The organism is Aquamicrobium defluvii, from assembly GCF_004363725.1.
Taxonomy (GTDB): Bacteria; Pseudomonadota; Alphaproteobacteria; order Rhizobiales; family Rhizobiaceae; genus Mesorhizobium; species Mesorhizobium defluvii.
Genome location: NZ_SNZF01000003.1, coordinates 214,765 through 228,080 on the forward strand (window position 1 = coordinate 214,765; position 13,316 = coordinate 228,080).

A 13,316-nucleotide genomic window follows, 5' to 3' on the forward strand; every position below is an offset into this window, starting at 1 on the left:
TTTGCGCGAGCCCATCTGGCTCCGGCCGCAGTTCGAACTTCCAGTTTCTGCGGAACGCCGAAGCCCGGCGCCCCGGTCGCGGTCCTAGTGCCGGCCGCCTTCCAGATAGGCGGCGCGCACCTCCGGATCGGCCAGCAACTCCTTGCCGCTGCCGCTCATCGTCACCCGGCCGTTGACGAGCACGTAGCCACGATGGGCGAGCTTGAGCGCGGCGAAGGCATTCTGCTCGACAAGGAACACGGTCAGCCCTTCGGTGCGGTTCAGTTCGCGGATTGCATCGAAGATCTGCTTGACGATCAGCGGCGCAAGACCGAGCGAGGGTTCGTCCAGCAACAGAAGCTTCGGTCGCGCCATCAGGGCCCGGCCGATCGACAGCATTTGCTGTTCGCCGCCGGACAGGGTGCCGCCGCGCTGGGTCAGCCGCTCCTTGAGGCGAGGGAACAGGGTGAACACCTTCTCCACGTCCTCATCGAAATATTTGAGCTTGTCGAGGCTGGCACCCATCTGCAGGTTTTCCAGCACCGTCATACGCGGGAAGATGCGGCGGCCTTCCGGCGACTGCGCGATACGAAGCCGCGCGATTTCATGGGTCGGCAGCTGCGTGATGTTGGTTCCCGCAAAGCTGATGGTGCCTGAAGACGCCCTCGGCGTGCCGAAAATGGTCATCATCAGCGTCGACTTGCCGGCGCCGTTGGCGCCGATCAGCGCGACAATCTCGCCCTCGCTGACACTGACATTGACCCCGTTGAGGGCCTGAATGTTTCCGTAGAAGGTTTCGACGTTCCTGACGTCGAGCAACGGTGCCGTGGACATTATTTGCGCCCCCCGCGCCTGTTTGCCGGTCCGGATGCGGCCTTTCTGGCAAGAGCCTTCGCCTGGCCGATCCAGTCTTCGCGGGCGATGCGGCCGTCAAAGGCCAGATAGGCTTCCGCGGCCGCTATGTCGGCCTTCTTCCATGCGGCGATCTGGTCGAAATGATAGATGCCGTGGGCGTTGAGCTTCTTCTCGTTGACCGGTCCGATCCCCTTGATGAGCTGGAGATCGTCCGCCTTGCCGCCGCGTGGCGCGGGCATACGGTTCGATATGCCCTGTTCCTTGCCGGCAGCCGCCCCGCCTTTCGCCGGAGCGCCCTTGGCAGGGGTCCGGGACGGCTCCGCCCCGGCCGCGGCGCTCTTCCTGCCGGGTCTGGCCGCGCCGGCGGTGGCCACCGCTTCGGCCCGTCCTGCCGCCTTCGCGGCAGGTTTTGCGGCAGCGGGTTTCTCCGCCTTCACCCTCTGCGCCTTGCCGGCTCCCTTTTCGACCGTCACGCGCTCGCCGTTGCCGTGAACGACAGTGTCGCTCAGCGGTCCGGCCAGCATGGATGCCGACGCCTCGGGCCCGTGCTCGGCATCGGGGCCTGTATCGAGCTGCTCGATGACGTCCTCGTCGCCGACCTCGATCAGCACCTCCTCGACCTCCTCGTCGTCCACGCCGAGATAGGCGGCGATGACGCTCGGATCGGTGCGCACTTCTTCCGGCGTCCCGTCGGAAATCTTGCGGCCATATTCCAGCACGACGATGTGGTCGGAGATTTCCATGACCACGGACATGTCGTGCTCGATCAGCAGGATCGACGTGCCCGTGTTGTCCTTGATGTCGTTGAGCAGGGCGTTCAGCGCCAGCGACTCCTTCGGGTTGAGGCCGGCTGCGGGTTCGTCGAGGCAGAGCAGTTCGGGATCGGTGCACATGGCCCGCGCGATTTCCAGCCGGCGCTGGGCGCCGTAGGGGAGATCGCCGGCCGGGTCGTCGGCGCGGTCGATGAGATCCGCCTTCTCCAGCCAGTGCCTCGCCTTCTCGGTCGCCTCCGCGGCTGCCTGCGGATAGCCGCCGACGCCGAACAGGCCAAGGATCGTGTAGCCCGAGGCTTTCATCAGCTTGTTGTGCTGGGCCACCAGCAGGTTTTCCAGAACCGTCATGCCCGAAAACAGGCGGATGTTCTGGAACGTGCGCGCCACCTTGGCCCTGGCCGTGATCTGGAAGTCCGGCATGCGCTCGAGCAGGAACTCGTTGCCCGCGCGCCCGGTGAACCGGATCATGCCCTCGGTCGGCTTGTAGAAGCCGGTGATGCAGTTGAACACGGTGGTCTTGCCGGCCCCGTTGGGACCGATCAGGGCGGTGATCTCGCCGCGCCGCACATCGAAGGACAGGTCGCCGATGGCCACCAGCCCGCCGAACTTCATCGACAGATGCTCAACCCGCAGGATCGGCATCGCTGTTGTGGTCGTCGCGCTCATCAGCCGTGCCCTTCCTTGGTGAACGAACCCGCGACTGCCTTGCGTTCCTTCAGGAAGGCGGTCGGCTCGCGACTGCCGACGAAACCGCGCGGCTTCCACACCATGACGATGACCATGGCGGCGCCGAACAGCAGCATGCGGTAGAGCTCAGGCGTGAAATCCGGTCCGAATATCTGCTTGAGGAATTGCATCTCGCGCAGGATTTCGGTGCCGCCCACCATCACGGCAGCCGCCACCGCGATGCCGCCGAGCGAGCCCATGCCGCCGAGAACCACGATGGCCAGGATGATCGCCGACTCCAGGAAGATGAAGGATTCGGGACTGACGAAACCTTGCCGCGCGGCGAAGAAGGAGCCGGCGAAGCCGCCGAACATGGCGCCGATGGCGAAGGCGGTCAGCTTGGTGGTCGTGGTGTTGATGCCGAGCGAACGGCAGGCGATCTCGTCCTCGCGCAGCGCTTCCCATGCCCGCCCGACCGGCAGGCGGCGCAGGCGGATGGTGACATAGCCGGTCAGCACGCACAGCGCCAGTATGAGATAGTAGAGGAAAATCTTGTAGTAGGCGCCGGACTGGGCGATGCCGAACACCTTGGAGATGTAGTTCGGATCCGAGACGTTGAACGATATCACGCCGAAGAAGCTGACCTTGGGAATGCCGGAGATGCCGGCGGCGCCATTGGTGACCTCGCGCCAGTTGATAAGCACCAGCCGGATGATCTCGCCGAAGGCCAGCGTCACGATGGCCAGATAGTCGCCTCGCAGGCGCAGCACCGGAAAGCCGAGGATGACGCCCCACATGGCGGCCATGATGCCGGCGACCGGCAGCAGGATCCAGAACGACCAGCCGAACTGCGTGCCGAGCAGCGCATAGGAATAGGCGCCCACGGCATAGAAGGCGACATAGCCGAGGTCGAGCAGGCCGGCGAGGCCGACCACGATGTTCAGGCCCCACGCCAGCATCACGTAGATGAGGATCTGGATGCCGAAATTGTCGACCCACTTCAGCGAGCCCTGGAACCCGAACAGCGAAACCATCACGACGGGATAGACCAGCAGGATGGTGAAACCGAGCGAATAGGAATGGGCGCTGATGAAGCTGCGGAAATAGAAGATCACCCAGGCGATCACATAGATGATCGCGGCGGCGCGCAGCAGGCCGACATAGGCGCCCCAGTAAGGTCCGACGGCGGCCTGCAGGCTGTTGCCGAACAGGAGCAGGCCGGCGGCCATCACAAGGCCGATCACGAGGTTGGGCTTGCTGAAGAAGCGCAACGCGAAGGCGGTGGGCAGCTGCCCTGTGCCTGCATCGACCGTTTTCTGCGCCACAAGGAACGGCGTCAGGTAGACGACCTGCAGGAAGCGCACGGCAGCGGCGATCAGCACCACCGTGGCGAGCAGGTAGGGACGTGGCACCAGGACCAGCTCGTTGTGGATGTTCTGGTCCGTCTTCACGCCCACCAGCAGGACGAACATGAAGAAGGCGATGACGGCTGCGTAAAATGCCTCGCGCAGCCCGGCAGCGACGGTGGCGCTGCCAGCGGACTTTTTGGTTTCAGCCATGGCCATGGGTCAGACCTTTTCGACTTCCGGCCGGCCGAGAATGCCGGAGGGCATGAAGATGAGCACGATGGCGAGGATGGAGAAGGCCGCCACATCCTTGTAGTCGATGGAGAAATAGGCCGACCAGATGCTCTCGATGAAGCCGATGGCGAGCCCGCCGAGCACCGCCCCCGGTATGGAGCCGATGCCGCCAAGCACCGCTGCCGTGAAGGCCTTCACGCCGGGCACGAACCCGTCCGAGAACACCACTACACCATAATACATGAGGAACAGCGTACCGGCGACGGCCGCCAGCGAAGCACCGATGATGAAGGTGATGGAAATGGTGCGGTCGACATTGACGCCGAGCAGCGCGGCCATCTTGCGGTCCTGCTCGCAGGCGCGCTGCGCCCGTCCGAGCGACGTCTTGTTGACCACGTACCAGAAGATGACCAGCAGCAGCGCCGTGACCACCACGATGATGATCTGCTTCAGCGAGATCGAGACGCCATACACATTGTAGACCTGGCTGACCATCGGCGGAATCGGCTTGTTGCGCGGACCCTGCGTGACCTGCACGAAATTGGACAGCACGATCGACATGCCGATGGCCGTGATCAGCGGCGCCAGCCGGAAGGAGCCGCGCAGGGGGCGGTAGGCGATCTTCTCGATCACCCAGTTGTAGAGGCTCACCAGCAGCATGGAAACGATCATCATGATCAGGAGGGCGGCGGCGACCGGCACCGAATAGAACATCGCACCGAGGATCAGGAACACGATCAGGGCGGTGAAAGCACCGACCATGAAAATGTCGCCATGAGCGAAGTTGATCATGCCGATGATGCCGTAGACCATCGTATAGCCGATCGCGATCAGGCCATAGATCGATCCCAGCGTCAGCCCGTTGATAAGCTGCTGGATGAAATATTGCATATTTAAGCCGCTCCCCTGGAATGTCGCCGGACCGGGCGCATTCCTTTTCATCGTTCCCCTAGTGGTACGGTTTCAAGTCCGGATTGCAACTCCATTTTTTGTTCTTTTACGCGACTTTGGGATGAGATTGGTCCCTCATCGCGGGAGTTGCTTCCTGTTGGCAGGTCAGGGCGGAACCTATCATCGGCCCAACGCAATGTCATTGATGTTTTTGGTAAAATTCCGCTTCTTTGGGAAAGAAACAATCGATTTCGCCAAATATTTTGAATGATCCTTGCAACAGATGGAAATTCAGGAACTCTCCGCCAGTGCCTGCCCGGACCGCAAAACAGGCCCGCCGCAATTCCGCAACGTAACACGTAAGGCCATCTTTGCCGCCCCGCACCGCAGCCGATGCCCAAGGCTGAACGGACCGGGTCGCCAAGGCTCGGAACAGCATTTTCGGATGCGCTCGTCGCCATGCCGGGCGCGCCGCCGACACCCGGCCACGGCCCGGCGGCCGAACCGGATGAAAATCCGGCATTCTTCCTTGCCCGCCAGTATCCTCTCGGGTTTCTCGCCGGTCCATCATCACGGAAAATTCCCACATCCTCTTGTTCTTCCAGTGAGATACGACAGATATATCTGTGGACGACGCAATCCGGCGAAAGAATGAACTGGTGATATATGAATCCGCGCATCATGGAGATGCGCGTGATATCCCGACCTGCCGACATCTCATCTCCTGCCGCGACCAGAGCCTTCAATGCGCTGGAGCGAATGGTCGTCACCCTTGAACTGGCCCCGGGAAGCTTCGTCACCGAAAGCGCACTCATCGGGAAAATCGGGCTCGGCCGCACGCCCGTCCGGGAGGCGGTTCAGCGTCTGGCATGGGATGGGCTGCTGGAGGTGCGACCACGGGCCGGCATCTCGGTCACGCCGCTGTACGGCAGCGACTGGCTGCGCATCATCGATGCACGCCGCGGTATTGAGAAACTGCTGGCCCGCTCGGCGGCGCGCTTCGTCACGCGCGAAGTAGCCGGCAGGTTCCACGAGGCCGCGCTTGCCATCCAGCAGGCCGTTCTCGCCACCGACGTCGTTGCCTTCCTCGCTGCGGACAAGGCGATCAACGAGGCGCTCGCAACCGCGGCCGACAACATGTTCGCATCCCGCGCGGCGGCAGCCCTGCAATCGCACAGCCGCCGCTGCTGGTTCCGCTTCCGCGCGCATCTGGGAATGGCCGACTGCGCCGCGCTGCATGTTGCGCTGATCCAGTCGGTGCTTGAGGGTGACGAGAACGACGCCGCCCTCAATGCCGACAAGCTGATGGATTTCCTGCGCGGCATGGCCGAAGACGCCGCCACCCGGTAAGCCTCCCGGAAGCAGGACAGAGAGAGCAGCCTGCCTGCGCGCCGCTTGATCGGAAGTCGCTGATCGGAAGTCTCGTCTGCCCCCTGTCTTCATCCATCAGCCACGGACGCTCGCAACCTATGCCTGAACCGTGATCTCGGGCTCGTTCCCAACCGGGAAATTGACCGATCGGGCAATGAAGCACATGGCGTGCGCCTTGTGGTGCAGGGCGGCGGCAACATCCGGGTCGGACTGAGCATCGATCACGATTTTCGGATGCAGCATCACCGACGTGAACTGACCGGCGCCACCGGCCTCCTCCACCATCTCGCCCAGCGCATTGTCCTCATAGGAGAGCACGGTTACGCCTGCCTGCGCGCAAAGCCCGAGATACCAGAGCTTGTGGCAGGCGGAAAGCGAGGCCACGAGAAGTTCCTCCGGGTTCCACCGGGCCGGATCTCCCCGGAAAGCCGGATCTGACGAACCCGCGATCACCGGCTTTGCACGCGCAGTGACTTCATGATTGCGGCTGTAGCCGCGATACGAGCCGGTTCCCGTTCCCTCATTTCCCGTCCATGTCACTTTGACTTCGTACGTGTGCAGCTTCCCATCCACGGTTGATCTCCATATTGGATACATGTTTACATGTGTTCATGTATCAGCGCCTGTGATATGTGGCAACCATGCTCAGATCGAACACGACCGCCGACCTCATCGCCGACCAGCTGAACGCGGAGATCATGCGCGGAGATATCAGGCCCGGCGCACCGTTGCGGCAGGAGGATCTTGCCACGCGTTTTGGCGTCAGCCGCATCCCCGTGCGCGAAGCTTTGCGCCGGCTGGAGCGCGACGGGCTGGTTGCCGTCTTTCCCAATCGCGGTGCCTTCGTCATCGAGGTGACGGCGCAGGATATTCGGGAGATTACTCACATGCGCATTCTGGTGGAGTGCGATCTGATCGAACGTGCGGCAAGCCTTCATGACCAAAGCGACATGGAAGCCCTTGGCGAAGCGCTTGAGCTGGCCGAGCGCACCGCCGCCACCCCGGAGTGGATCAGGACCGACCGCGCCTTTCACATGCGGCTTTACGAACCGGCCGCCGCACCGCGCCAGATCCGGCTCGCCATGTCGCTGCGCACCGAGGTCGAGCGCTGCAACGCCCTCTACGATCAGCTGCCGGAAGCCAGAAATGAATGGCTCACAGATCACCGGCAGATGTTCGACGCCTATGCGAGGCGCGATGCCGGCGATGCCGCAGAATTGCTGCGCAGGCACATTCAGCGGGCCGGCGATTTCCTCGTCCGCTGCCTGAGCTGAAATCAGCCCCGAACGAAAAAAGCCGCCGGATCATCCAGCGGCTTTTTTTGTGACGGAAACGAAGCGTTACTTCATCAGCGGCATCGAGAACTCGGCGCCTTCCTTCACACCGGACGGCCAGCGCGAGGTGACTGTCTTGGTCTTGGTGTAGAAGCGCACCGCATCCGGGCCGTACTGGTTGAGGTCGCCGAAGCCGGACTTCTTCCAGCCGCCGAACGTGTAATAGGAGACCGGCACCGGGATCGGCACGTTGATGCCGACCATGCCTACATTGACGCGGGAAGCGAACTCGCGAGCCGCATCGCCGTCGCGGGTGAATATGGCGACACCGTTGCCATATTCATGCTCGGAAGGCAGGCGCACCGCTTCCTCGAAATCGTGCGCGCGAACCACCGACAGCACCGGCCCGAAGATCTCTTCCTTGTAGATGCGCATGTTGGGCGTCACATCGTCGAACAGGCAGCCACCGAGATAGAAGCCGTCCTCGTAGCCCTGCATCTTGAAGCCGCGCCCGTCGACAACCAGCTTGGCGCCTTCCTCGACACCCAGATCGACATAGCCGCGCACGCGCTCCAGCGCCTGCTTCGTCACCAGCGGGCCGAAATCGGCGCTCGGATCGGTGGAGGGACCGATCTTGAGGCTTTCCACGCGCGGGATCAGCTTTTCCATCAGCTTGTCGGCCGTAGCCTTGCCGACCGGCACAGCCACCGAAACGGCCATGCAGCGCTCGCCGGCCGCGCCGTAGCCGGCGCCCACCAGCGCATCCACGGTCTGGTCCATATCGGCGTCGGGCATGATGATCATATGGTTCTTGGCGCCGCCGAAGCACTGCACACGCTTGCCGTTGGCGCAGCCGCGGGAATAGATGTACTGCGCGATCGACGACGAGCCGACGAAGCCGATGGCCGAAATGTCGTCATGGTCGAGAATGGCGTCGACCGATTCCTTGTCGCCGTTGACGACGTTGAGGATGCCCGCAGGCAGACCCGCCTCGATCATCAGCTCGGCAAGACGCATCGGCACGCCCGGATCGCGCTCCGAGGGCTTGAGGATGAAGGCGTTGCCGCAGGCGATGGCCGGGGCGAACTTCCACATCGGGATCATGGCCGGGAAGTTGAACGGCGTGATGCCGGCGACGACGCCGAGCGGCTGGCGCATGGAATAGAGATCAATGCCCGGGCCCGCGCCCTCGGTGTACTCGCCCTTCATCAGATGCGGCACACCCAGCATGAACTCGACCACCTCGACACCGCGCTGGATATCGCCCTTGGCGTCGGGAAGGGTCTTGCCGTGCTCGCGGGCCAGCAGTTCGGCCAGCTCGTCATTATCGCGGGCGACGAGTTCGAGGAACTTCGACAACACGCGGGCGCGGCGCTGCGGATTGGTCGCCGCCCAGGCCGGCTGCGCCGCCTTTGCCGAAGCGACGGCCGCGTCAAGCTCGGCCTTGGAGGCCAGCGCCACCTTGGCGCGGACCGAACCGTCGAGGGGCTGGAACACGTCCGCCGTGCGGCCCGAAGCGCCCTTCACATGCTTGCCGTCGATGAAATGACCGTACTCAATCATGCTCTCTCACTCCCTGGATGGATGCCAAAATCTGTATCGGGCCGGATTGTTCACCTTCCCGACAAGCTTGGCAATGCGAGCGAAAACGCATCCGTTGTGCAAATTTAGTAGAACAATTTCACCATGCGCTTTATTTGGTGCATAGTGAACCCGTCGCTGGTCCAGAAGGGAGCAAGCACATGAACTGGGACGACGTGCGCATCTTCCTCGCCGTGGCCCGCTCGGGGCAGATCCTCGGCGCGGCGCGGCGGCTGGAGCTGAACCATGCCACCGTGTCGCGTCGCATCGGCGCGCTGGAGGAAGCGCTGCGGGCGAAGCTGTTCCGCCGCCTTACCACAGGCAGCGAACTGACGCCGGCCGGCGAGCGCTTCCTAGAAATCGCCGAACGCATGGAGGCCGACGTCATCGCCGCGCGTTCAGCCGTCGCCGATGAGGACGAGGACATTTCCGGCTCGGTCCGCATCGGCGCGCCGGACGGCTTCGGCGTTGCCTTTCTGGCCAGACATCTTGGCGAACTGACGCGCCAGCACCGCGACCTCACCATCCAGCTCGTTCCGGTGCCGCGCTCCTTTTCGCTGTCGCGGCGCGAGGCCGACATCGCCATCACCGTCGAGCGGCCGCAGGAGGGCCGTCTGGTGGCGGGAAAACTGATTGACTATACGCTTGGCCTGTTCGCCTCGCGTGACTATGCCGAGCGCTACGGCCTGCCGAAAAATGCCGCCGAACTGCCGCAGCACGCCCTGATCGGCTATGTGCCCGACCTGATCGTCAGCCCCTCGCTCGACTACGAGGCCGAATTCAGCAAGGACTGGCGCTCCGCCTTCGCCATATCCTCCGCGCTCGGACAGGCCGAAGCGGTGCGCTCGGGCGCCGGCATCGGCATCCTCCACACCTTCATCGCCCGCTCCATGCCCGAACTCGTGCCGGTCGAGGCTGTCGCCCCGATCCGCAGGTCCTACTGGCTGGTCTATCACGAAACGGTACGGCCGCTGCGCCGCGTGCAGGCGGCGGCAAGCTTCATCACGCGGGTCGTCGAACGCGAGCGGGGCCTGTTTTCCTGACAGGCGAACAGGCCGGCGGCCTTGCCAACCGCCTGGTTTTCGGAGATTTTCCGCCCGGGCTGAACAGGGACAAGGGCGTGGGACCGAAAATCGCAGTTTTGACATTGGGGCTGGCGCTTGCCGGCACGGCATCGGCTGAAGACCTGTCATGGTTCACGCAACCGGCCGGAGAAGGCGGCATCGAGCTGATCTATGGCACGCCCGACAGTGGCTATGCGCCGGTCTCCTTTCGCTGCGACAGGCCCGGCACCCCGCTGACCGTGGTCATCGAGCACGAACCGGCCAATGCCGAAGACGGCGTCGCGGTGGAGATTCTGCTCTCGGCCGGCGATATCGAAGTGCCCCTCGCCACAACCGGCACAAGGCTGTTGATGGACGACCTGTTCATCCTGCAAGGCGAAACGCCGCTCGACGCGCGCCTTCAGAACCTGCTCACCTCGCGAGGGCCGCTGATACTGACCATCGAGGGCGACAGGCAGGACTACCCTCTCTATGACGCGGCCGAGGCGGTGCAGGCCATGCTCGACGCCTGCAAAACCGGCTGAGTGGAGCCGACAGGTACCAGAGCCGGCACCTGCCGCGGGCAGCGTTTCGAATTTAATCTTGATTAATTTTATCCACTTTAATATGAAAGCCCGGCAAGTGGCGAGATGGATAAAAGCGGAGCAGCGTGCCTTGGCGAACATGGTGGAAATCGAACGGCGTCAGGACGAGGCGCAGGATCAGTTGCGCATCACCATCATGAACGAATTCTGCCGCATCATGGGACGCAGCGGCCTGCAGCCAATGGCTGTGATGCGGCTGGCCGCCCACGCCGTCGGCGAGGTCTACCGCGAAGTTGCCGACAGCCACTCCGGCCCCAACGCCTGCCCCTGCAACTGGCGCCCGAACGAGCGTGCCGACACCGACATGCTGTGCACCGCGCTGATGGCGGCGATCCGCTACAGGCCGGTGGCGGACCTGCGCACCATGCGCATCGCCGGCTCGGCCTGAAGCTTTTTTCGTCGGGTTCTACGCGCCCCGGCGCGCCACGACCGGCACGTAGTCTTCCAGTTCAGGTGCGGGGAAGCGCACCGTCTCGCCGGTCTCAGCCGAGCGGTAGAGGCCCATCAGCATCTCGACCACGCCCAGCCCGTCCTCGAAGGTTTCCAGCGGCGTTTCGCCCTTGCGGAAACACTCGACCATGTGGCGGTTCTCGTCGGTGTAGCCGTAGACGCCCGCCTCGTCCTCCAGCACCGGCATCAGCCCCTGCTCGGCATTCTGCTTCTCGACGAGGTCCTCGCCTTCCGAGCCCTTCACCTCGCGCGACATGAACACCTTGAGCCCGGTCGAGAGCGAGTTGAACTCCATCGCATATTCCGGCCCCAAAAGTTCGAGCTGGATGCGCAGACCTGCTCCCACATAGGCCCATGAGGTGGTGGCCTCGATCACCAGCTCGTTGCCGTCCTCGTCCTCCAGCGTGATGGTGCCGCGCGCAAAATCCTCCGACGGCCGGTTGCGGTAATCGACCTCGGCGCCGAAGCGGGCGCGCAACTGGTCGGCATAATGCGGCCGCGTCCATTTCAGATTGGCGACCGTGCCGTTCACGGCCTTGACCGTGAGCGAGCTGCGCGGCGCGCCGGGCGCGGTGAGCAGGTGGCGGGCGACCTCGACCGAATGGCACATCATGTCGGAGAGCACCCCGCCGCCCTGCTTGTCGCCCTGCCAGAACCACGGCTCGTGCGGGCCGGAATGTTCCTCCGCCGCGCGCGCCAGATAGGGCCGGCCGGTGGTGGAGGCGGCGCGCCGCCAGATGATCTCCTTGCCGCGCAGCACAGGCGTGGAGAAAACCTGGTTCTCCAGATAGCCGTGGTTGAGCCCGGCATCGGTGGCCAGCGACAGCATCTCGCGCGCCTCGCGCACGGTGCGCGCCAGCGGCTTTTCGCAGGCAACCGCGAACACCTTGCTGCGCCCCGCCTTCACCTCGGCATGGATGGTGCGCATGATGTCGAGGCGGGTGTAGTTGGGCGAAAGGATCCAGATGGCGTCCATGTCATCGGCGCGCAGCATGGATTCGAGGCTGTCATGGCCGGTGCAGGTTCCCAGCCCCAGTTCCGCCACCTGATCGACGAAGCGCTGGCGGTTTTCGGCGCTGCGGCTGTAGACGCCCGTCACCTCGACATTGCGCACCCCCAGCATCGATTTCAGATGGAAATGGGCGATGAAGCCGCTGCCGACGAAACCGACCCGCAGCGTGGCTTTCGGAAACTCCGTCATGGTCGCTCCTTTCAGGAATGGCGTTGTTCAGGACATCTTCGGCGCGGCGGTGGTGCCGCGCACTTTCAGCGTGGTGGGCAGGATCACCGGCTCCCGCGGCGCGGGCGCACCGGAGAGCATGTCGAGCAGCATGCCCATGGCCCGCTTGCCGATCTCGGCGCGCGGCTGCGCGACCGTGGTCAGCGGCGGGAAGAAGGCTTCGCTCAGGTAAAGATCGTCGAAGCCGACGACGGACATGTCGCCCGGCACGTCGCGGCCCATGCGGCGCAATTCATGGATGGCGCCGAAGGCCATCTCGTCATTGGCGAGGAAGATGGCGGTCGGCGGCTCTGGCAGCGCCAGCAGCCTGCGGCAGGCGTCGCGACCCGATTGCAGCAGATAGTCGCCGCGCTGCTCGTAACCCTCGGGAACCGGCAGGCCGGCCGCCTGCATGGCGGCGCGATAGCCTTGCCGGCGGCGCACGCTCATCTCTTCCGGCACCGGCCCGCAGACATGGGCGATGCGGCGATGGCCGAGTTCGACCAGATGCTCGACCGCTTGCCTGGCCGCCGCCTCGTTGTCGATCTGCACATGCGGGAAGCCGACACCCTCTATCATCTCCAGCGCCACCACCACCGGCAGGTCCGGCGAGAGGCGGCGGCGGAAGTCCGGCGTCGAGGGAAGCGAGCCGGTCATCAGGATCATGCCGTCGGCATGGCCGTCGCGCAGCATGTCGAAATATTCGGTCTCGCGCTCGGGGTCGTTCTCGGCATTGCCCATCAGCACGGCATAGCCGGCGGCGCGCGCCGCCGCCTCCACGCCCTTGACCACGTCGAGATAGAACGGGTTGCCGATGTCGCGCACCACCATGAGCACCGCCATGGAACGGCGGGTACGCAGGTTGCGGGCGCTGACATTGGGCCGGTAGTTGAGCGCGCTCGCCGCCTCGCGGATGCGCGACAGCGTCGGCTCCGCCACCAGCCCGGTGTCGGCCAGCGCCCGCGACACGGTGGCCGGCGAGACGCCGAGGCGCTCGGCAATGTCCTTGATCTTCGGCCGCCTTGTCAT

Annotated in this window: 14 protein-coding genes; 5 read left to right on the top strand and 9 right to left on the bottom strand. The window is 64.0% G+C overall.

Annotated elements, in window-relative coordinates:
* Positions 1-84: 84 nt before the first annotated feature.
* The 5 genes from DES43_RS03695 to DES43_RS03715 form a co-directional block, all read right to left on the bottom strand.
* On the bottom strand, positions 85-813 hold the full coding sequence (locus DES43_RS03695; protein WP_035022310.1) for an ABC transporter ATP-binding protein: 729 nt from the start codon (positions 811-813) through the stop codon (positions 85-87).
* Positions 813-2,273: an ATP-binding cassette domain-containing protein gene (locus tag DES43_RS03700; RefSeq protein WP_035022313.1), complete on the bottom strand. Its 1,461-nt coding sequence runs from the start codon at positions 2,271-2,273 to the stop codon at positions 813-815. Before DES43_RS03700 ends, DES43_RS03695 begins: the two co-directional genes overlap by 1 nt.
* Entirely contained in the window at positions 2,273-3,832 is a 1,560-nt protein-coding gene (livM, locus tag DES43_RS03705) for a high-affinity branched-chain amino acid ABC transporter permease LivM (protein WP_035022754.1), read from the bottom strand. The genes DES43_RS03700 and livM overlap by 1 nt, the downstream gene beginning before the upstream one ends.
* Positions 3,833-3,841: 9 nt before the next feature.
* Positions 3,842-4,744, bottom strand: coding sequence for a branched-chain amino acid ABC transporter permease (locus DES43_RS03710; RefSeq protein WP_035022315.1), 903 nt, complete (start codon positions 4,742-4,744; stop codon positions 3,842-3,844).
* A 199-nt stretch (positions 4,745-4,943) separates the two neighbouring features.
* Complete coding sequence (locus tag DES43_RS03715) at positions 4,944-5,333, bottom strand: hypothetical protein (protein ID WP_133674807.1); 390 nt, start codon at positions 5,331-5,333, stop codon at positions 4,944-4,946.
* Between the two features lie 98 nt (positions 5,334-5,431).
* Between DES43_RS03715 and DES43_RS03720 the strand changes: the two genes are divergently transcribed.
* Complete coding sequence (locus DES43_RS03720) at positions 5,432-6,094, top strand: GntR family transcriptional regulator (protein ID WP_035022757.1); 663 nt, start codon at positions 5,432-5,434, stop codon at positions 6,092-6,094.
* Positions 6,095-6,211: 117 nt separating this feature from the next.
* Here DES43_RS03720 and DES43_RS03725 read toward each other — a convergent pair whose 3' ends face one another.
* Complete coding sequence (locus tag DES43_RS03725; protein ID WP_133674808.1) at positions 6,212-6,688, bottom strand: OsmC family protein; 477 nt, start codon at positions 6,686-6,688, stop codon at positions 6,212-6,214.
* A gap of 68 nt (positions 6,689-6,756) precedes the next feature.
* Between DES43_RS03725 and DES43_RS03730 the strand changes: the two genes are divergently transcribed.
* Positions 6,757-7,389: a GntR family transcriptional regulator gene (locus DES43_RS03730; RefSeq protein WP_035022321.1), complete on the top strand. Its 633-nt coding sequence runs from the start codon at positions 6,757-6,759 to the stop codon at positions 7,387-7,389.
* Between the two features lie 66 nt (positions 7,390-7,455).
* Here DES43_RS03730 and DES43_RS03735 read toward each other — a convergent pair whose 3' ends face one another.
* Positions 7,456-8,952 (bottom strand): CoA-acylating methylmalonate-semialdehyde dehydrogenase, encoded by a 1,497-nt coding sequence (locus DES43_RS03735; RefSeq protein WP_035022323.1) that lies wholly within the window; start codon positions 8,950-8,952, stop codon positions 7,456-7,458.
* A 179-nt stretch (positions 8,953-9,131) separates the two neighbouring features.
* Between DES43_RS03735 and DES43_RS03740 the strand changes: the two genes are divergently transcribed.
* The 3 genes from DES43_RS03740 to DES43_RS03750 all read left to right on the top strand — a co-directional run bounded on the left by DES43_RS03740 (position 9,132) and on the right by DES43_RS03750 (position 11,006).
* On the top strand, positions 9,132-10,013 hold the full coding sequence (locus DES43_RS03740; RefSeq protein WP_035022325.1) for a LysR family transcriptional regulator: 882 nt from the start codon (positions 9,132-9,134) through the stop codon (positions 10,011-10,013).
* A gap of 77 nt (positions 10,014-10,090) precedes the next feature.
* The gene (locus DES43_RS03745) at positions 10,091-10,558 is read left to right on the top strand and encodes a hypothetical protein (RefSeq protein ID WP_133674809.1); all 468 of its coding nucleotides are present in this window, start codon (positions 10,091-10,093) and stop codon (positions 10,556-10,558) included.
* 130 nt (positions 10,559-10,688) lie between these two features.
* On the top strand, positions 10,689-11,006 hold the full coding sequence (locus DES43_RS03750; RefSeq protein WP_051520310.1) for a hypothetical protein: 318 nt from the start codon (positions 10,689-10,691) through the stop codon (positions 11,004-11,006).
* Between the two features lie 18 nt (positions 11,007-11,024).
* On the opposite strand, the gene DES43_RS03755 is transcribed toward DES43_RS03750, so the two are convergent.
* Positions 11,025-12,269: a Gfo/Idh/MocA family protein gene (locus DES43_RS03755; protein ID WP_035022330.1), complete on the bottom strand. Its 1,245-nt coding sequence runs from the start codon at positions 12,267-12,269 to the stop codon at positions 11,025-11,027.
* Between the two features lie 27 nt (positions 12,270-12,296).
* A complete protein-coding gene (locus DES43_RS03760; RefSeq protein ID WP_035022332.1) occupies positions 12,297-13,316 on the bottom strand; it encodes a LacI family DNA-binding transcriptional regulator in 1,020 nt (339 codons plus the stop codon).

What these genes read in the sequence shown, in the direction of transcription:
- DES43_RS03695 (WP_035022310.1), bottom strand. Translation starts at nt 813, where the DNA reads ATGTCCACGGCACCGTTGCTCGACGTCAGGAACGTCGAAACCTTCTAC.
- DES43_RS03700 (WP_035022313.1), bottom strand. Translation starts at nt 2,273, where the DNA reads ATGAGCGCGACGACCACAACAGCGATGCCGATCCTGCGGGTTGAGCAT.
- livM (WP_035022754.1), bottom strand. Translation starts at nt 3,832, where the DNA reads ATGGCTGAAACCAAAAAGTCCGCTGGCAGCGCCACCGTCGCTGCCGGG.
- DES43_RS03710 (WP_035022315.1), bottom strand. Translation starts at nt 4,744, where the DNA reads ATGCAATATTTCATCCAGCAGCTTATCAACGGGCTGACGCTGGGATCG.
- DES43_RS03715 (WP_133674807.1), bottom strand. Translation starts at nt 5,333, where the DNA reads ATGTGGGAATTTTCCGTGATGATGGACCGGCGAGAAACCCGAGAGGAT.
- DES43_RS03720 (WP_035022757.1), top strand. Translation starts at nt 5,432, where the DNA reads ATGCGCGTGATATCCCGACCTGCCGACATCTCATCTCCTGCCGCGACC.
- DES43_RS03730 (WP_035022321.1), top strand. Translation starts at nt 6,757, where the DNA reads ATGCTCAGATCGAACACGACCGCCGACCTCATCGCCGACCAGCTGAAC.
- DES43_RS03735 (WP_035022323.1), bottom strand. Translation starts at nt 8,952, where the DNA reads ATGATTGAGTACGGTCATTTCATCGACGGCAAGCATGTGAAGGGCGCT.
- DES43_RS03740 (WP_035022325.1), top strand. Translation starts at nt 9,132, where the DNA reads ATGAACTGGGACGACGTGCGCATCTTCCTCGCCGTGGCCCGCTCGGGG.
- DES43_RS03755 (WP_035022330.1), bottom strand. Translation starts at nt 12,269, where the DNA reads ATGACGGAGTTTCCGAAAGCCACGCTGCGGGTCGGTTTCGTCGGCAGC.
- DES43_RS03760 (WP_035022332.1), bottom strand. Translation starts at nt 13,316, where the DNA reads ATGACAAGGCGGCCGAAGATCAAGGACATTGCCGAGCGCCTCGGCGTC.